Source organism: Scrofimicrobium sp. R131, from assembly GCF_040256745.1.
Classification (GTDB): domain Bacteria; phylum Actinomycetota; class Actinomycetes; order Actinomycetales; family Actinomycetaceae; genus Scrofimicrobium; species Scrofimicrobium appendicitidis.
Genome location: NZ_CP138335.1, coordinates 1636495 through 1653364 on the forward strand (window position 1 = coordinate 1636495; position 16870 = coordinate 1653364).

At 64.0% G+C, this 16870-nt stretch carries 18 protein-coding genes; 8 read left to right on the forward strand and 10 right to left on the reverse strand.

What is annotated here, in order from left to right:
- Nucleotides 1-253: 253 nt before the first annotated feature.
- Entirely contained in the window at nucleotides 254-772 is a 519-nt protein-coding gene (locus tag SAC06_RS07575; RefSeq protein WP_350257696.1) for a DUF488 domain-containing protein, read from the forward strand.
- Here the strand turns inward: SAC06_RS07575 and SAC06_RS07580 are convergent.
- Genes SAC06_RS07580 through SAC06_RS07600 form a run of 5 tightly spaced genes read right to left on the reverse strand, consistent with a single transcriptional unit; the run spans nucleotide 769 to nucleotide 6361 of the window.
- Nucleotides 769-1752 (reverse strand): LacI family DNA-binding transcriptional regulator, encoded by a 984-nt coding sequence (locus tag SAC06_RS07580; protein WP_350257697.1) that lies wholly within the window; start codon nucleotides 1750-1752, stop codon nucleotides 769-771. The two genes, SAC06_RS07575 and SAC06_RS07580, sit on opposite strands and share 4 nt — an antisense overlap.
- Nucleotides 1753-1761: 9 nt before the next feature.
- Nucleotides 1762-3249, reverse strand: coding sequence for a glycoside hydrolase family 1 protein (locus SAC06_RS07585; RefSeq protein ID WP_350257698.1), 1488 nt, complete (start codon nucleotides 3247-3249; stop codon nucleotides 1762-1764).
- A gap of 1 nt (nucleotide 3250) precedes the next feature.
- Complete coding sequence (locus SAC06_RS07590) at nucleotides 3251-4087, reverse strand: carbohydrate ABC transporter permease (RefSeq protein ID WP_350257699.1); 837 nt, start codon at nucleotides 4085-4087, stop codon at nucleotides 3251-3253.
- A complete protein-coding gene (locus SAC06_RS07595; protein ID WP_350257700.1) occupies nucleotides 4084-5061 on the reverse strand; it encodes a sugar ABC transporter permease in 978 nt (325 codons plus the stop codon). Before SAC06_RS07595 ends, SAC06_RS07590 begins: the two co-directional genes overlap by 4 nt.
- 7 nt (nucleotides 5062-5068) lie before the next feature.
- A complete protein-coding gene (locus SAC06_RS07600; RefSeq protein ID WP_350257701.1) occupies nucleotides 5069-6361 on the reverse strand; it encodes an extracellular solute-binding protein in 1293 nt (430 codons plus the stop codon).
- Nucleotides 6362-6532: 171 nt separating this feature from the next.
- Here SAC06_RS07600 and SAC06_RS07605 point away from each other — a divergent pair, with 171 nt between their 5' ends.
- Both SAC06_RS07605 and SAC06_RS07610 read left to right on the forward strand, forming a co-directional pair.
- On the forward strand, nucleotides 6533-7024 hold the full coding sequence (locus SAC06_RS07605; RefSeq protein WP_350257702.1) for a cation:proton antiporter regulatory subunit: 492 nt from the start codon (nucleotides 6533-6535) through the stop codon (nucleotides 7022-7024).
- A 3-nt stretch (nucleotides 7025-7027) separates the two neighbouring features.
- Complete coding sequence (locus SAC06_RS07610) at nucleotides 7028-8200, forward strand: cation:proton antiporter (RefSeq protein ID WP_350257703.1); 1173 nt, start codon at nucleotides 7028-7030, stop codon at nucleotides 8198-8200.
- On the opposite strand, the gene SAC06_RS07615 is transcribed toward SAC06_RS07610, so the two are convergent.
- The 4 genes from SAC06_RS07615 to SAC06_RS07630 are packed head-to-tail and all read right to left on the reverse strand — an operon-like array spanning nucleotide 8197 to nucleotide 13365.
- Nucleotides 8197-9141 (reverse strand): 4Fe-4S dicluster domain-containing protein, encoded by a 945-nt coding sequence (locus tag SAC06_RS07615; protein WP_350257704.1) that lies wholly within the window; start codon nucleotides 9139-9141, stop codon nucleotides 8197-8199. The genes SAC06_RS07610 and SAC06_RS07615 overlap by 4 nt on opposite strands.
- A gap of 18 nt (nucleotides 9142-9159) precedes the next feature.
- Nucleotides 9160-10149, reverse strand: coding sequence for a dimethyl sulfoxide reductase anchor subunit family protein (locus tag SAC06_RS07620; RefSeq protein ID WP_350257705.1), 990 nt, complete (start codon nucleotides 10147-10149; stop codon nucleotides 9160-9162).
- Nucleotides 10150-10794 (reverse strand): DMSO/selenate family reductase complex B subunit, encoded by a 645-nt coding sequence (locus tag SAC06_RS07625; protein WP_350257706.1) that lies wholly within the window; start codon nucleotides 10792-10794, stop codon nucleotides 10150-10152.
- 12 nt (nucleotides 10795-10806) lie between these two features.
- A complete protein-coding gene (locus tag SAC06_RS07630; protein ID WP_350257707.1) occupies nucleotides 10807-13365 on the reverse strand; it encodes a DMSO/selenate family reductase complex A subunit in 2559 nt (852 codons plus the stop codon).
- Between the two features lie 219 nt (nucleotides 13366-13584).
- Between SAC06_RS07630 and SAC06_RS07635 the strand changes: the two genes are divergently transcribed.
- Nucleotides 13585-14295 (forward strand): TetR/AcrR family transcriptional regulator, encoded by a 711-nt coding sequence (locus SAC06_RS07635; RefSeq protein ID WP_350257708.1) that lies wholly within the window; start codon nucleotides 13585-13587, stop codon nucleotides 14293-14295.
- On the opposite strand, the gene SAC06_RS07640 is transcribed toward SAC06_RS07635, so the two are convergent.
- Complete coding sequence (locus SAC06_RS07640; protein WP_350257709.1) at nucleotides 14254-14898, reverse strand: molecular chaperone TorD family protein; 645 nt, start codon at nucleotides 14896-14898, stop codon at nucleotides 14254-14256. The genes SAC06_RS07635 and SAC06_RS07640 overlap by 42 nt on opposite strands.
- Nucleotides 14899-15002: 104 nt before the next feature.
- On the opposite strand from SAC06_RS07640, the gene SAC06_RS07645 reads away from it, so the two are divergent.
- The 4 genes from SAC06_RS07645 to tatC are packed head-to-tail and all read left to right on the forward strand — an operon-like array spanning nucleotide 15003 to nucleotide 16853.
- Nucleotides 15003-15278, forward strand: coding sequence for a DUF6457 domain-containing protein (locus tag SAC06_RS07645; RefSeq protein ID WP_350257710.1), 276 nt, complete (start codon nucleotides 15003-15005; stop codon nucleotides 15276-15278).
- A gap of 44 nt (nucleotides 15279-15322) precedes the next feature.
- The gene (locus SAC06_RS07650; RefSeq protein ID WP_350257711.1) at nucleotides 15323-15718 is read left to right on the forward strand and encodes a translocase; all 396 of its coding nucleotides are present in this window, start codon (nucleotides 15323-15325) and stop codon (nucleotides 15716-15718) included.
- Between the two features lie 26 nt (nucleotides 15719-15744).
- Nucleotides 15745-16065 (forward strand): Sec-independent protein translocase subunit TatA, encoded by a 321-nt coding sequence (tatA, locus tag SAC06_RS07655; protein ID WP_350257712.1) that lies wholly within the window; start codon nucleotides 15745-15747, stop codon nucleotides 16063-16065.
- A 38-nt stretch (nucleotides 16066-16103) separates the two neighbouring features.
- Nucleotides 16104-16853, forward strand: coding sequence for a twin-arginine translocase subunit TatC (gene tatC / locus SAC06_RS07660; RefSeq protein WP_350257713.1), 750 nt, complete (start codon nucleotides 16104-16106; stop codon nucleotides 16851-16853).
- The last annotated feature ends 17 nt before the right edge of the window (nucleotides 16854-16870 follow it).

A 16870-nucleotide genomic window follows, 5' to 3' on the forward strand; every position in this document is an offset into this window, starting at 1 on the left:
CGGCTAGGAGAAGTGTGGCTGCGGCTGCTCCTCCAAGCAGCCCAATTCGCTTGTTCATTCCTTAACTCCTTTTGTGTCTACGCTGTCTACTCTGGGGCTCTCTAAGGCACCTGACATCCAACGCTGGTTGTCAATTCTGAGACTACGTTTCGGCTAAAGAGCCAGCAATCAAATCTCCTATCGGCAGCAATAATCTTCGATAGCGAAGGTCTACCCTTTCGAAAACGAAACTGGGCCCGCGTACAGTTGAGGGATGCTGGTGTACACCATTGGGCACTCCACCCGCAGCTGGGAAGAGGTGGAAGAGATGCTGACCCAGAACGGAATTACCCGCCTGGTCGACGTGCGCTCATTTCCGTCGTCGCGCAAGTTCCCACAGTGGAACCAGGAAAACCTGCTGGATCGGTTCCCCTACGTCTGGTTGAAAGATCTGGGCGGAAGGCGCCACACTCCGGCCGGGGTGGTCAGCCCAAACACGGGTTGGCGGGTCAAAGCATTCCGGGACTACGCCGACTACATGGCCACGGAGGATTTCGACCGCGGCCTCAAAGCTCTGCTGGCTATTGCGCAGGAGCAGATCCCCGCGATCATGTGTTCGGAAGCGGTGCCTTGGCGCTGTCATCGCCGGCTGATCACCGATGCCCTCCTGGTGCGCGGGGTGGAGGTGCGGGACATCCTCTCCCCCACCTCGGTTCGCGAAGCCAGCCTGACCGACTTTGCCCAGGTGGACGGCACGGCCTTAACCTACCCCGCGCCGCCCCCGGGCCCCTAGGCCGACTCGCGCTCCACCAGGGTTAGCGGCAGCAGCACCGAACGGGCCGGCTCATTGCCTTCGAGTCGCGACAGCAGCAGTTGGACCATGGTTTGACCCTGGGCGAACGGGTCCTGGCGGATAGTGGTCAAATGCGGGCGGGCCACCGTAGCCGCGACCGAGTCGTCAAATCCGACCACCGCAATGTCTTCGGGCACCCGCCTGCCGCTGGCTTGGAACACGTCGACCGCCGCCCGAGCCATCAGGTCGTTGGCCACGAAGACGCCGTCGACCGGCCCACCCGCGTCCAACAGCCGCCGGGCCGCCTCGGCCCCGCTGGCCGCCGAATAGTCTCCCGCCTCGATCACGGCCGAGCCGGCCAATTCCAGGAACCCGGCCCGCCGCTCCTGGGCCGAAGGCATGTCGGACGGACCCGCGATCATGGCTAGCTGACGACGGCCTTTGGCCAGCAGATGACGGGCAGCCATCCGACCGCCCTCACAGTTGTCCACGTCCACGTAGTTTTTCTCTTCCGGGTTCCCGATCGGCTTTCCGCCGTAAACCACCGGGATCCGGCGTTCAACCGCCTCAATCAGCCGGTGGGAGGTGTGGTGGGACAGCACCAGGATTCCGTCGGACTGTCCCCCCACCAGAAACGAAAGGATCTTGTCGGAAGATGCCTCGGAGGTGACCACCAGGTTGAGGACCAGGGAGGTGGACCGAATTCCGTCCTCAATTCCGGAGATAATCGCGCCGAAGAACGGGTCGCCGAAGAATCTCTCCATGTCCTCGGGAATCAGGGCGGTCACCACGGCTGCTTTTCGGCTGGCCAACGCCTGGGCGGAGCGGTTGGGCACGTATCCCAGTTCGGTCACCGCCTCCATCACTGCGGCAACCGCTTTGGGGCTGGCATCGGGCGAGCCGTTGATCACCCGGGAAACCGTGGAGCGGGAAACTCCAGCACGCGCACCAACCTCCTCCAAGGTGACGGCCCGTGCCATAATCTCTCCCTACTCCACCAGTGTGCCTCGCCGAATTACCCGCCCGGTGTTTGGTTCAACGTCCAGCTTCCGGGTTGCGATGATCTCAGCATAAAGCCTGCCACTATCTTTCACGATCCGTTCCTGGGTCTCATAGTTGACGTAGACGATTCCGAACCGTTGCGAGTAGCCCCAGGCCCACTCAAAGTTGTCCAGGAACGACCAGTAGAAGTAGCCGCGCACATCCACCCCGAGGCGCTGCGCGTCCAGCACTGCACCCAGGTGCCACTGCAGGTAGTTGGCCCGGTCCTGGTCGTGAACCTGCCCGTCGGTGACGACGTCGGTGAACGCAGCCCCATTCTCCGTGACGTACAGGTGGACTCCGGCCGGGCCCGTGTACTCCTCGTGCACCCGTTGCAGCAGTTCGGTCAGCAGCAGCGGGTCGACCTGCCAGCCCATGGCGGTGCGCGGCAGGCTGGTGTCGGGCCGGTAGATCGGGGTGGCCGAGGGGGTGGGCGCGCTCACGGGTCGACTGACCGGAGCGTCGCCCCGGGGAGGAAGTGGAAACTCGCCGAACTTCTCCGCCAGCTCTGCGGGCAGTTGCGGCTGGGCCGTGACGATGTCGCCCTGATAGTAGTTGATCCCCAACACGTCGATCGGGGTGGAGATCGCCTCCAGGTCACCGGGTCGAACCGCCGCGGTAAACCGATCCGCAGCCGCCTCATCCACCCGCCGGTACTCCTGAACGATGTCAGCCGGATAGCGGCCCCGGAACAGTGGGTCCAGGAACCAGCGATTGGCCTGCCCGTCAACAATTTCCGCCACCGCCTTGTCAGCGCTGGTCAGCGGCTGGACCGGCGTCAGGTTCAGGGTCAGTCCGAGCTCTAGGTTCGAGTCGGCCTCGCGCAGCGCCTGCGTGGCCCAGCCGTGCCCGAGGAGCAGGTGGTGACTGGCGAGCATCCCCTCCCCCAGATCCTGGTGTCCCGGGGCGTGGGCGCCCGCCGTGTAGGACAGGAAGGAGGAGCACCAGGGCTCGTTCAGCGTGGTCCAGGTGTCGACCCGGTCCCCCAACGCCCGGTGGACGGTCAGCGCGTAGTCGCGGAAGCGTTCGGCGGTATCGCGGCTGGGCCAACCCCCCTCATCCTCTAGCGCCTGGGGCAAATCCCAGTGGTAGAGGGTGAGCCACGGCTTGATTTCTGCCTCCAGCAGCTCGTCCACCAGCCGGGAGTAGAAATCCAGCCCGGCCTGGTTCAGGTGCCGCCCGTCGGGGAAAATCCGCGCCCAGGAGGTGGAGAACCGGTAGCTGTCGAGCCCCATCTGCTTCATCAGCGCCACGTCTTCGCGGTACCGGTGGTAGTGGTCGCAGGCCACCTGGCCGTCGTCACCGTCCAGCACCGCCCCGGGCACCCGGCAGAAAGTGTCCCAGATGGAGGGTCCCCGGTCGGCGCCTCCTTCGATCTGGAAGGCGGCGGTGGCCGCCCCGAGGACGAAATTCGACGGGATTTGTTGGGAGTTCATATTAACCTTTCACCGCTCCCTGCATGATGCCTGCCACGAGCTGGCGCCCGGTGAATACAAACAGGATCAGCAGCGGAATTGTTGAGAGCAGGACTCCGGCCAGCACCACCGAATAGTCCACAAAATAGTTGGCTTGCAGCAAGGATAGCGCGACCGGCAGCGTCGGGTCCTGCGGGTCGAGGACAATAAACGGCCAGAAGAAATTGTTCCACGCGCTAACAAAAGTAAACAGTGCCAGCATGGTGGCCGCCGGGCGTGCGGCGGGCAAACCCACGGTCCAGAAGGTCCGGAAGGAGGATGCTCCATCCACCCGGGCCGCCTCCACCAACTCGTCGGGCACTGTCTGCTGCAGATACTGCGTCATCCAGAACACGCCGAAAGCACTGGTTAGAGCCGGCACAATCACCGCCCCGATGGTCCCGGTCCAGCCGATTTGGGAGAACAGCAGATACAGCGGGACAACTCCCAGTTGGGAGGGAACCGCCATGGTCCCAATGACGAAGACCAGCAGCACCTTGGACCCTTTGAACCGAAGCTTGGCGAAAGCCCAACCGGCCAGCGTCGAGAAGAACACTACCGAGACGGAGATCAGGGCCGAGGAGTAAATCGAGTTCCACAGCGCCCGCCAGAAGTTCACCGCCGGATTGTTGATCACCGAGCTGGCATTCTTCAAGAAGTTACCCCCTGGCAGCCAAGACATATTGGGGTCGCGAATGGCGTAGGCGTCCTTAGATCCGATCAGGAACGACCAGTAGTAGGGAAACAGGAATCCGAGGAGAACCGCCGCCAAAATGCCGTACACGTACCACCGGGGACGGCTCCAAACATGTTTCTTCATCGCGCCACCTTTCGCAGACGCCGCTTGGTTCGGACGTTCGCATCGGCTACCACCGAGCGGGTGGCCACCAGGTTGATGACGCCAATCAGCAAAATGATCAGGAACAGCAGCCAGGCAATTGCGGCGGCCCGGCCGAAGTCCCATTCCCCCCACCCGGTCAGGTACAGGTACAGGCTGACGGTCAGCCACTGGTTGTTGGCGCCGCCGGTTCCCGTCTGGTCAAACATTCTGGGCTCGTCAAAGATCTGCAGCCCCCCGATGGTCGAGGTGATGATGACGAAGATCAGGGTCGGCTTCAGGGAGGGCACCGTGATCGAGAAGAACTGGCGCACCCGGCCGGCTCCGTCCACCGTGGCGGCTTCGTAGAGCTCACGCGGGACCGCCTGCATTGCCGCCAGCAGGATCAGCGTGTTGTAGCCGGTCCACCGGAAGTTCACCATGGTCGCAATGGCCACGTGGCTGAGGAACGGGTTCACGTGCCAGGCCAGCGGGCTCATCCCCAGGTCGGACAGCAGGTTGTTGATCAGCCCGTACTTGTCCCCAAACATGTTCGAGAAGATCAGCGCCACCGCGACCGGTGCCATCACGTAGGGGACCAGCACCCCCATCCGCCAGAAGGTCTTGGCCCGCAGGTTCGAGTCCAGCAGCGCCGCCAGCACGATGGCCGCGATCAGCTGCGGGACCGAAGACAGCAGGAAAATGCTGAACGTGTTGCGAACAGCGATCCAGAACTTAGGTTGGCTGAGCAGGTAGGCGTACTGGTCGAACCCGATAAAGGTGCCGGTGTTGCGCACCAGGTCCCAGTCCATGAAGGAAATCACCCCGGTATAGATGATCGGGAACATTCCCACCAGAGCAAAGATCACGAAGAAGGGGGCGATGTACAGGTATGGCGAAAACTTGTGCTCCCAGGCCGTGAAGCGGTCCCGCCGGGTGCGGCGCGAGGCCGCACCCGACTTCTGTGTGTCACTCACGCCGGACCTACTTGATGGCGTTTGCTTCTTGGACGAACTGATCCCACGACTGCTCCGGGGTCTGCGAGCCGTCCTGTGTGCGCGTCAACGCATCTTGCAGCGCGGTCATTACCTTGAAGTACTGGGGTCCCTTGAACGGGGTGACGGTTACCGCGCTGGCCCGATCAGCCAGGATCTGACCGATGGGGGCATTGTTGAAGTACTCGTTGGTCGAGTTCAGCAACTCGTCGGATGAGAGAGCCTCCACCTGCGAGGGGAAGGTTCCAACGTTGGCAAAGGCCTTCAGCTGTACCTCGGGAGAGGTCAGCCAGGCTGCCAGTTCCTGCGCTTCAGCCACGTGCTTGCCGTTGGCGGGGACGGTCAGGTAGGACCCGCCCCAGTTGCCGCCGCCGTTCGGGAAGACGTTGGCCACATCCCAGGTGGTGACATCGGGAGCATTGCCCTCGATGATGCCGAGGAACCAGCCCGGGCACAGGGTGGTGGCAAAGTCGCCGTTCGCCATCCCGGCGTACCAGTCGTCGCTCCACAGGGTCAGATTGGCCGACTGGGTGGCCGAGGCGGCCGTGAGCTGGTCGTAAATCTGCTTCACTTCCGGGTTGGTAGTAGCAATGATTTCCCCGGTGTCCGGGTCCTCAAATGCGGCCTCAACCTGGTTGAACATGCCCTGGGCGATGGCCCCGGCCGAGTCGTAGAAAGCCTTGCCGGTGGCGTCGACATACTTTTGCCCCACGTCAAAGTAGTGGGCCCAGTCGCCGGTCAGGAGCTCAGCCACCTCGTCCCGGTCGGTCGGCAGCCCGGCGGCCTCAAACAGGTCGGAACGGTAGCAGATAGCTTCGGGGCCAATGTCGGTGCCGTATCCAATCAGGTTTCCCTCAGAGTCGGTGGCTGCCTGCACCTTCCAGTCCAGCCAGCGCGACTTCAGATCTTCGGGCACGGGGGCCAGCAGGTCCGAGTACTGCATCACCTCGGGCAGCCAGTCGACCTCCACCGCTTCGATGTCGGCCAGGCCGGTCTTGCCCAGCTTCTGGAAATAGTTTGCCCGAGCATCGTCGGACAGAGCGGCCCGGTTGTGGACCACCTTGATCCCCGGGTGAGAGTCCATGTATTCCTGCAGCAACTCGTCCGTGTAGCCGAACTCGTTGAAGGTGGCCACCGTCAGGGTAATCTCCTCGCCCGACGAGCCGGCTGAGCCTCCCGACTCGTCGGCGCTTTGGGCAGATCCCCCCGATGAACACGAAGACAGCAGCAGGGTTCCTGCCACTAGCGAGGCGCCCAGGGCGCCGACAGATGTTTTGCGCATGATCACTTCCTTGTAATGGGCTTGGGCCAACCGCGACCCCTCGAACCAGTTTTGGGAGCGCTCCCAGAACTGCCTTCGAGTCTAGTGGGAGCGCTCCCAGACGCAACCGGCTGAAGGTAACAAATTGATAACAGGAATGGCGGTGGAGGGTGATCGCACTAAGGTGAGGCCATGGCGCAGATCGAGATAAACCAGGAGGCGCTGCCGGGAATTGGGCTGCGCGATGACTTTGTGACCGAGCGGGGCCGCCGGGTCGGGGTGATCTCTCACCGCGACGGGCGCCGGGACCTGCTGGTCTACGCACGGGAAGACCCGGATTCGTGCTCCGAGACCCTGACCCTCAGTGCTGACGAGGCCGACGCCCTGGCCGAACTGCTGGGCACTCGGCGAGTGGTTGAGCGCCTGGCCAGCATTTCGGAGCAGGTTGAGAGCCTGCAGTCCGCTTCCGTCACCGTGGCCCAAGATTCAGTTCTGGTCGGAAAGACGCTGAACGAGGTTCGAGTACGGGCCCGGACCGGGGCCGCAATCGTAGCGGTTTGGCGTCACCAGCTCGTCACTGTTTCCCCTCCATCCGACTTCTCGATTCAGGCGGGTGACAAGTTCATCCTGATCGGAACGGCCGAGGCGCTCGGCGCGGCCGAGCATCTGTTCAATGGCGGGTGACCCGTGGACCTGGCCCGGACCCTGCTGGAGCTGGGGGGCATCATTTTGCTCCTCGGTCTCTTGGGGCGCCTGGCCGCACTGATCAACCTCTCCCCCATCCCCCTCTACCTGCTCGGCGGGCTGATGTTTGGCCGGGGAGGCTTTATCCCCCTCTCGGCCGGGGAAGAGTTCATTTCCATTGGAGCCCAGGTCGGGATCATCCTGCTGCTGCTTCTGTTGGGCCTGGAGTACTCGGCCGAAGAGCTGGTCTCCAATCTGCGAACCCACTACCCGGCGGGAATCCTCGACTTTGTCCTGAATGCTAGCCCGGGGGCGGCCGCCGCCTGGCTGCTGGGGTGGCCGCCAGCGGGCATCGTCGCCATGGCCGGCGTCACCTACGCCACCTCCTCTGGGATCGCGGCCAAACTCCTGTCCGACCTGGGCCGGGTGGGGAACCGGGAAACTCCGGTGGTCCTGTCGATGCTGGTGTTTGAGGACCTACTGATGGCGGTGTACCTGCCGGTGCTGACCGCCCTCCTGGCGGGAGCCGGCGTCATGGGCGGCCTGATTTCCGTCTTCGGTGCGATGACGGCAGTGGCGATCGTGATGGTGGTCGCGGTGCGATTCGGCCAGACCATCAATCGGCTGGTGTTCTCCGCAAACGACGAGTTGCTGCTGCTGGGAATCCTCGGGATCGTCCTGGTGGTAGCCGGGATTGCCGAGGAACTGCACGTCTCCACCGCGGTGGGGGCTTTCCTGGTGGGGATTGCCCTGTCTGAGAATGTGGCCGAAAGTGCCCGGGCGGTCCTAACGCCGCTGCGCGACCTGTTCTCAGCGGTCTTTTTCGTCTTCTTCGGACTGCAAACGAACGCCTGGGATATTCCGGCGGTGCTGCCGGTGGCCCTGACCCTCGGGGCGGTGACACTTACAACGAAGCTGGCGGTCGGCACATGGGCAGCGCGACGAGCGGGAGTTGGGCTGCCCGGTCAGATCCGAGCCGGAACGGTGATGATTCCCCGCGGCGAGTTCAGCATCGTGATTGCAGGGTTTGCAGCCACCGCCGGGGTGGCCGGGATCGGCCCCCTCGCCGCCACCTACGTGATGCTGATGGCCATCGTAGGCCCGGTACTGACCAGGGTGGCCGACCCGCTCACCCTCGGAATCCTGAGCCGCACCCAGGGGCGACGCCCCGGCTAGTCCCGGTGAGTGGGCGCCCCCGCCTCGGAAACCAGTTGGCCCACTCCCCAACCCAGATGCTGGCGCCGATAGACCTCGGCCCGCCGAATCAACTCGGCCACGTCGGCGGTCACCCCAAACACCTGCTCGGTTCGGGGCCGACAGGTTTGGCAGTAATCCTGGTCCACTTCGTGATGCACGCTCTGACAGCGGGCGCAGCGGGCCACCGGCACCCGGGCCAGCTCCGTCGGGCCCGCCCCCACCAACTCGGCCAACGACAGGGACCCGGGCGAACTCAGGGCACCGGCCGGGCAGAGGGTGAGGCAGTCGCCCTCCCCCTGGCAGGCACTCGGGTGGTGGTCCAAGCGCGCGGTTCCCTCGTCCACCGTCAGGGTCAGGGCTCCGTGCGGGCAGGACTGGACACAAACCCCGCAGGCCAGGCAACCATCGGCCGCCAGCCGCCACGCGGTCGAAGGTACCGGCACCGGGGTAAACTGGCCGGCTGCTCGCAGTTGGGCAAACGCCTGCAGTTCCCGGTCGTGCTCGCTTTGGTGCAGGTCCAGCGGCCCGGCCACACCCGTAACCGACAGGCCCAACACCAGTCGCCGCGGGAGCGGAATGCTGCCCAGGTAGAGGACCTCGGGGCGCCAGCTCCCCCACCGCCCCGACGGCTCCTGCCACCGGTGCACGCCGGTCAGGGCCTGGGCCAAGACCTGCCAGGAGCGGCCGGGGTCGGTCGGCGCATCCGAGCAGGTCTCGGCGACGGCCACCTCGTCCACGCCGCTGGCGCGTAGCTGGGCGGCCAACCCCAAGTAGCGGGCATCCACACAGGTGGGCACCTCTACCACCAGGGTCCCTTTCGGCACCCGCCTCACCTCACTAAACGGACAGGCCAACACCACCGCCCGCGGCGTGTCCGAAGCGTAGATCCACCGCAGGAGGGCCCGACTCGGGTCAGTCATGACAGCGCGGCTCCGGGATCAGATGCCGAGGCGGAACATCGACTCGTAGTGCAGGGAGCGGCCCATCAGCTCGGCCACGAGCGCCAGCACGAAGGCCAGGGTCACCACCACGGCCAGGGTCCGGGCCGAGCGCCGGGTAGCGGTGGCGGCAATCCGGAAGGCCAGGAAAGCCATCAGCACCGCCGACAGACCCAGCAGTGCCAGGCGGACCACGAAGAAGGCCCCGCTGAAAACCTCGGCTGCCTGGACCTCACCCAGCTGGGCCAGGTTGGTCAGGTGCAGCGCGTAGGAAATCAGGACGGCGATTCCCGCCGCAGCCGCGGTGAGGGACAGACCCTGAACCGCCCGCATGGTCAGCCGCCACTGCGGCTCGGTCGCCGGCTGGTTGATCTCTCGGATCCTCCCCCGGATCTGCCCGATCAGACCCGACCCGGCCGGGGCCGAGGTCGAACCCCGCTCAGCCAGCCGCTGACGCCAGGCATCGACGATCAGTAGCGCCGCGCAGATGGCCAGCGAACCCAGGATCAGGGCGGTGCCGAAGAACTGGAACGGGACCACCCAGGTGTTCCACGTGGGCACGGTCGGCAGCGAAGCGTAGATCATGGACATCGACCAGATCAGCCCCACCCCGAGCACCGCGGCCACGGACGCCACCACTTCACGCAGCCACCCCGGACCCCAGCCTAACCACTGCAGCAGTGCGAACAGGAAGCCGAACGCGGCGAACGACAGCCCGAAGATGATCTCACGTGAGAGCCAGGACGAATCCCAGTGCCGGAACACGTTGAGGGTGTGCATGATGTCGTTCATGTGGAACATCGACACCGCCAGTCCCGCCACCAGAATCGGGCCGATGGCCCAAAGGACCGGGGTGGTCACCTGGTCGATGGTCTTTTGCTTGAATCGGGCCCGGGCCGCCAGTTGGATCACGCCCAGCCCAATGAACGCGCCCACACACATTTGCGCGATGACCGTGAACAGGATCATCGGTAGTTCGTGAGTGTTCATTTACATCTCCTTCGGGTTCGCAATGGTGCCGGTGGCGCGATCCCAAGCTTGGGCGTCCCGGTGGGGGGTGATCACCAGATGCGGCTGCGTCGTCTTCGGGTCTGGCAGGGGGGCAATCCCGTTCTCGGTGCCGTACTTTTCGCGCAGTTCGTCAATTGGACCCCAGTCCAGTGCGCGCGAGGGACACGCCGCCACGCAGGCCGGATCCTGGCCCTCGGACCGGTAGTCGTAGCACAGGTCGCACTTGGACATGTGGCCGGTGGAGGCGTTGAACTGCGGGGCCGAGTAGGGGCAGGCCCATTCGCAGTACCGACAGCCCACGCACTTGGAGTCATCCACGTAGACGGTGCCGTCCTCGCGCTTGGTCATCGCGGTCGTCGGGCAGACCTGAACGCAGATTGGGTTCTCACAGTGGTTGCATGAGATCGAGGTGTAGTAGGTGAACACCTGCGGCACCACCGTGTGGTTGTGGTCGTCGCGCTGCCAGGTGCCCCCGGAGTACTCGACAATTCGGCGGAAGTTCACCCCGATCGGCAGGTCGAACTTGTCGTTGCACGCCACCTGACAGGCCGCACAGCCGGTGCACGCCGACTGGTCGAAATGGAAGCCGTAGTTGGCTCCCGCTTGAGTCTTTGAGTCAGCCATTTATCTCTCCCGTCAGGCTTTCTTCACTTGCGCGATGGACGTGTGGACCGCGTTGCCCTTAGCCAGGGGCGAGGGGTGGAGCGAGGTCAGCGAGTTGACCGAGCCGGCCACATCCACCGGCTTCTCCGGGTTGGCTTCCGCGGGTGGTTTCACCTCGTTGGCCGGGCGCGGGTCGTACCAGGCGCCCTGGGGCACCGAGATGACCCCGGGCATGATCCGCTCGGTCACGCGGGCGGGCAGACGCAGGGTACCGCGGTCGTTGAACACGAAGACGGTGTCGCCGTTCTTAATTCCGCGCTCGGCCGCGTCCTGCGTGTTGATCCACACGGTTTGCGGGTGGGCCTGTTTGAGCCAGTCCACGTTGCCGTAGGTGGAGTGGGTACGACCCTTGAAGTGGTGCCCAATCACCTGCAGCGGGTACTCCTTCGAGGTGCGTGCCTCCAGCGCTCCCTCCCAGGTGGGGGTGAACTCGGGCAGTGGCACCAGCCGGTCGCCCTCCAGTTCGGGCCGGAACACGCCAAACTGCCACTTTTTGGCCATCTGGGCGAGGCGGTCAGAGTAAATCTCGATCTTGCCCGACGGGGTGGACAGCGGGTTAGCTTCGGGATCGGCCCGGAACTCCTGCAGGGCGATCGCCGACCCCAGGTTCTTCCGGAACAGGCCCATCTTCTTCCACTCGTCGTAGGTGGGTAGGTCCGGGTCGTTGGCGCGGGTGGCCTCGATCGTCTCCCGCAGCCAATCCTCGCGACTCTTCCCCTCGGTGAAGGCCGCCTCGGTCCCCAGCAACTTGGACATCTCGGTGCAGATATCAAACACCGACTTGCACTCGTAGAGAGGTTCGATCGCCTGGGAAGAGACGATCCCGTAAGCCATCGGGGTTGCGTTCTCACCGGGGTGAATGTCGAACTCTTCCGCGGTGGAAGTGCCGGGCAGAATGTAATCGGAGTAGCGGGCAGAAACCGTGTACTGAATGTCGCAGGTGACGATCAACTCGCACTTGGAATCGTCCTGCAGGATCTCGGTGGACAGGTTGTTGTCCCCGGTCTGGTTCACGATGGAGTTGCCCCCGTACTGCCACACCATCTTGATCGGCACGTCCAACTTCACGTTGGTCGGATTGCCGTTGTCGTCGACCGGCACCTTGTTGGCACGCACCCCCGGAGCCACCTTTTCGCACACCCCCGCGTTGAAGGTGTCCATCTCGGGCCCGTGGTCAATCGCGTCCAGCCAGGAGAACACCGAGATGATCTTCATCGACGGGTTCATCGTGCCGGTGTTGAACGGTTTGCTGAACGGGAGCCCAACCGAGCCCTCGCGGGCACCGGTTCCACCCCCAACCAGGCCAATGTTGCCGGTGGCGGCGGCCAGCAGGAAGATGGCCCGGGCCGCGTTCTCACCGTTGGCGTGGCGTTGAGGACCCCAGCCCTGGGTGATCGCGCACGGTTTCGCGTGGGCGATTTCCCGAGCCAACTGCCGGATCCGCTGGGCGGGGACCCCGGTGATTGAGGCGGCCCACTCGGGGGTCTTCTCGGTCTGGTCCGGCCCCTTCCCCTCCAGGTACGAGCGGTAGGAGGCGTGCTTAGGCGCCCCCTCGGGCAGGGTCTCTTCGTCAAAGCCAACGCAGTACTTGTCCAGGAACTCCTGATCGTGCAGGTTCTCCTTGACCATCGTGTGCAACATCCCCGCCACCAGAGCGGCGTCCGTTCCCGGCCGCAGCGCTACCCAGTCGTCCGCCACTACGGCGGCCGTGTCCGAGTACCGCGGGTCAATCACAATGGTGCGCACCCCGGACTGCTTCTTGGCGGTGGTGGTGATAAAGGTCTGACCACCCCCCGACATTCTGGTTTCCAGGGGGTTGTTGCCAAACATGACCTGCAGCTGCGAGTTGGCCGCGTCGTCCAGCGAGTTGGAGTTGACCCAGTCCCCGTAGAAGTACGGGTAGGCCTGGGTAATCTCGGTGGTGGAGTAATCCGAGTAGTGGTCCAGGTATCCGCCCCAGGTGTTCAGCAGGCGGGCAAACGGGGTCGCATCCGGCGGCCACGAACAGGCCAGCGTCGAGCCAAGTGTCCCGGTGCCGTAGTTGATGTAGAACGCCTCGTTGCCGTACTGCTGTTTAATCTCCTTCATCTTGTCGGTGATCTCCTGCAGGGCCTGCTCCCAGGAAATTTCTTCCCACTGCTCCTCGCCCCGCTTGGTGCCGGCCACCCGTTTGAGCGGAGTTTTCAGCCGATCCGGGTTGTAAATGCGGTGTCGAATAGAGCGACCGCGGACACAGGCCCGCACCTGCTGGCTGCCCAGTTCGTTGGTGCCGGTATCGTCGGGCAGCACCCGAACCACGGTGCCGTCTTTGACTTCCAGCCGAAGCGGGCAGCGTGACCCGCAGTTCACCGTGCAGGCGGACCAAACCACCTGCGAGGCCCCGTCCGAACCTGCTTCTTCCGCGTGAGCTCGGCTGCGGGGCATCCCCAAGTCCACGGTCGTCACCAGCGCGGCGGCCCCGCCGACGGCTCCCGACCATTTCAAGAACGTCCGCCTCGATGGCCCGCCCAGGCGGGTCTGTTCATTGGACATGCTGCACGTGCCCCTCTCTGCTCCAATTGCTCGACAGCTGTCGATGAGCTCAGCTAAGCAACAGATGTAGGTGACTAACGGGGACCTTGGTCCACGCCCCAAACCTTCGTTGACCTGCGGCGCTTTCCTCCGGATGGTTGTGCGAAGACACACCTGCACCTATCTCGCCGACGCGTCCGTTTTCGGCAGATTAGGTGATGATGCACTACATTTATTCGAATGAAGGAGGATAAGCGTCGCCCGGAGGATGATCCGCGGTATCAGCGCGTTCGACGAAGCTTGCACGATGCCGTGCTGCGCTTGAGCGCCAAGAAGCCGGTGGACGAAGTCTCCGTCGCTGAGCTGACCAATCTGGCCGGGGTCCACCGCACCAGCTTTTACGCCCACGCCAGTTCGCCCTCAGATCTCCTGGTGGCCGCCCTCGTCGCCGAGATGGAGCCGGGCTTACGGATGCTTCACTCCACACTGCAGCTCGAAGAAACCGACTATTCCGAGTACTGGCAGAACGTCTACACCCACGTTCTGTCCCACGTGCGCGAGCGCGAGGGAACCTACCGCCAAATCGTCACCGCCAACTCGGCGGTGCTGGTGGGCCTCTACAACTACTTTGCCGACCACGTCAGCGCGTCCCTCGCGGTGATGATGAGCTCGTGGAAGAACACCGACTTCACCCCGCTGTGGCTGGAGATGGCTCGCCAGCAGCAAGCTCACAACCTGATGGCGGTAATCATGGCGTGGGTGGCCACAGATCTGCGGGCCCCCATTCCGCGAGTGGTCGAAGCCTACTGGACCCTGGCTCCGCCCTGGCAGCTGGCCAAAAAGGGCACTGACGGGATGGTTGAGATGTACCGGCGCGCCACTGACGGCTCGACGCCGGCCTCCGTGGCGCTAGCTGGCCGCCGGCAGATCCTCGAGAGCGGCAGTAAATGAGTCCAGCGTGCCGATCGTCAGTTGGCACACCCCGCGCATGAACTCGGTTTCCGCGGCCTCGGTTGCTTCGGCCAGCATGTCCGGTCCCCACTGGTTGAGGTGCTCGGCCAGAAACTCGCGCGCCAGGTTCAGGTAGGTGAGCGCCTGCTGATCCTGGCCGGCATCGAGGGCGTCGAGCGCCCGCAGCAGGCACTGGGCCAGAAAGTCGACTTCAACCCCGATGTGGTCGTCGGGCTCCCGGTTCAACCGGGGCACCTGCAGCGAAAGCTGCCGGTAGGCTTCGCGCACCAGCAGGGTCTGCTGGTCAAACACCAGCCCGTCCCGGTCGCGGTGGACCGACTCGTACGGGGCTACCCGAGCCACCGCGCTGACGCCGTAGAGCCGGTTCAGGTCGCCCCGGATTTGATAGGCGGATTCGGCTTCGGCAAAAGACGTACGCAGGTGGGCCAGACCGGCTGACGAGGCCTCACCTACCGGGACCGGCCATTCCTCCAGCAACTCCCCGAAGGCACTCAACGTGTTCTCGTCAGGCGCCTGGCGGTGAAACCGGCCCAGGGTGGCCAGCGCCGCGGCATAGTCATCAAGTTCGTCAGCTGTAAGCATGAAACAAAATTGTAGGTCAAGTACGGACAATTGGGCGGATCTTGTCCACCCCGGTAGCAACGCGGTACTTTGAGGTGGTTACTCACCGACGAGAGGAGACCCGCGTGGCACCCAAGAAAGATGATCCGCAAGAAATGGAAAAGATGCGCCAGTGGCTCGGCGCCGCCGCGACCGAACTGGACCTGGACCAGAAAACCATTGCCGAGGTGGAACAACCGCTGCTGGGTCTGATCGGCACGGTCGCTCACGGCCCCTCGCGGCCGGGGGCACCACTCTCAGCCTATTTGGTCGGGGTCGCCGTTGGGCGGGGAGCCGACCCTGAGCAGGCGATTTCCCAGCTCACCCAACTGGCCGAGAGCTATCCTTCGACCGGTCGGTAGCGGTAGTCTGTCGGCGAACCTAGTTGAGATGAGGGGAGGGCCAGATGTTCGGGATCAACGGAGCCGAACTGCTGGTCCTCCTCTTTGTCTTCCTGATTATTTTGGGCCCGAAAGGCATCCAGGACGCCCTCCGCGGGTTCAAACGCCTGGTGGCCTGGGCCCGCTCTATCAGCGCCAAGCTCCGCGAGGAATCCAACCTGGACCTGCAGTCCACCGGCCTCACTGAACTCAACCTGTCAGACTTTGACTTAAGCCAATACGATCCGCGCGAAATTATCCGCCAGGCGGTCCGCGAGGAGATGGACGCCTGGATCGAGCAGGCCAAGCACGGGGCCTCTCCCACCGGCAATAACCCCAGGTCGAACCCCGGGTCAGCTACGATACAAGTGCATCGCGAGGACAACCCCTCGACCGGATCGGCCCCGGCGCCGACCGACTAACCAGGCTGTAAAGGACGCAATCAGCTATGAGACCAAGTCACTGGATCATCGTCATCCTGGTGGTGATCATCATTTTCGGTGCCGCGAAGCTTCCGGACATCGCGCGCTCGATCGGCCAGTCCGCCAAAATCCTGAAGAAGGAAATGCGCGAGCTGCAAGAGGAGCCCCCCGCCCCGCAGACATACGACCCCAATGCGGTTCCGCCCCAGCCCCCCACGTACAACCCGAACGTGCCCCAGGCTGGTGCCTACGATCCCAACGCCGGACCTGCCGCCCCGGGGTCAGCCCCACCCGGCCAGGTTCCGCCCGCCGGTCCGCCGGCTCCTGATCAACCGCAAGGGACGTGAAAGAGCGCACCCGGCGCCCCCCAAACCCTGAGAAGCGAATGACGGTGCTTGCGCACCTGAAAGAACTGCGCAAGCGCCTGCTTCTCATTCTGCTTGGCCTCCTGGTGGGAACCATCGTGGGCTGGTTCTTCACCATGCCGGTGTTGGAGTACATTCAGCGTCCACTGCTCCAGCTCACCGATGCCAACCCTCGCCTGAACTTCCAGACCATTGGCGGCGCCTTCGACCTGCGACTCCGGGTTGCATTTTGGACCGGCGCCATCCTGTCCAGCCCCTGGTGGATCCTGCAGATCGGACTGTTCGTCTGGCCGGGGCTGCGCCGGAAGGAACGCCTCCACGCCCTCGGCTTTGGGGTGGCTGGCGTGATCCTGTTCGGGGCCGGCGTGGTGGCCGGAATCAAAGTGGTGCCCCAGGCGATCGACATTCTGGTCTCGTTCCTGCCCGGCGGCGCCGAAATGCTGCTCCGAGCCGACTCGTACCTCAGCTTCTATATGACGCTGGTGTTCGCGTTCGGGTTCTCTTTCCTGCTGCCAGAGATCCTGGTCGCCCTGAACTTTGCCGGGATCCTGCCGGCGAAAGCCATGCTGAAGGCGTGGCGTTGGGCGGTCCTGGTGGCCTTTGTGATTGCAGCCATCATCAACCCCATTCCGAACCCAATCCCCATGATCATCCAGGCCTTCGGTCTGATTGCGCTGTACTTGGTGGCGGTGGGGATTTCCTGGTGGCGCGAGCGGATCATCCGCAAGCGCCGGTCCGACCCCACTTCCACCCCGGAAGTGGCTGGGTGAGCAACCCCTCAGTTCCG

What these genes read in the sequence shown, in the direction of transcription:
- SAC06_RS07575 (WP_350257696.1), top strand. Translation starts at nt 254, where the DNA reads ATGCTGGTGTACACCATTGGGCACTCCACCCGCAGCTGGGAAGAGGTG.
- SAC06_RS07580 (WP_350257697.1), bottom strand. Translation starts at nt 1,752, where the DNA reads ATGGCACGGGCCGTCACCTTGGAGGAGGTTGGTGCGCGTGCTGGAGTT.
- SAC06_RS07585 (WP_350257698.1), bottom strand. Translation starts at nt 3,249, where the DNA reads ATGAACTCCCAACAAATCCCGTCGAATTTCGTCCTCGGGGCGGCCACC.
- SAC06_RS07590 (WP_350257699.1), bottom strand. Translation starts at nt 4,087, where the DNA reads ATGAAGAAACATGTTTGGAGCCGTCCCCGGTGGTACGTGTACGGCATT.
- SAC06_RS07600 (WP_350257701.1), bottom strand. Translation starts at nt 6,361, where the DNA reads ATGCGCAAAACATCTGTCGGCGCCCTGGGCGCCTCGCTAGTGGCAGGA.
- SAC06_RS07605 (WP_350257702.1), top strand. Translation starts at nt 6,533, where the DNA reads ATGGCGCAGATCGAGATAAACCAGGAGGCGCTGCCGGGAATTGGGCTG.
- SAC06_RS07615 (WP_350257704.1), bottom strand. Translation starts at nt 9,141, where the DNA reads ATGACTGACCCGAGTCGGGCCCTCCTGCGGTGGATCTACGCTTCGGAC.
- SAC06_RS07620 (WP_350257705.1), bottom strand. Translation starts at nt 10,149, where the DNA reads ATGAACACTCACGAACTACCGATGATCCTGTTCACGGTCATCGCGCAA.
- SAC06_RS07625 (WP_350257706.1), bottom strand. Translation starts at nt 10,794, where the DNA reads ATGGCTGACTCAAAGACTCAAGCGGGAGCCAACTACGGCTTCCATTTC.
- SAC06_RS07630 (WP_350257707.1), bottom strand. Translation starts at nt 13,365, where the DNA reads ATGTCCAATGAACAGACCCGCCTGGGCGGGCCATCGAGGCGGACGTTC.
- SAC06_RS07635 (WP_350257708.1), top strand. Translation starts at nt 13,585, where the DNA reads ATGAAGGAGGATAAGCGTCGCCCGGAGGATGATCCGCGGTATCAGCGC.
- SAC06_RS07640 (WP_350257709.1), bottom strand. Translation starts at nt 14,898, where the DNA reads ATGCTTACAGCTGACGAACTTGATGACTATGCCGCGGCGCTGGCCACC.
- SAC06_RS07650 (WP_350257711.1), top strand. Translation starts at nt 15,323, where the DNA reads ATGTTCGGGATCAACGGAGCCGAACTGCTGGTCCTCCTCTTTGTCTTC.
- tatA (WP_350257712.1), top strand. Translation starts at nt 15,745, where the DNA reads ATGAGACCAAGTCACTGGATCATCGTCATCCTGGTGGTGATCATCATT.
- tatC (WP_350257713.1), top strand. Translation starts at nt 16,104, where the DNA reads ATGACGGTGCTTGCGCACCTGAAAGAACTGCGCAAGCGCCTGCTTCTC.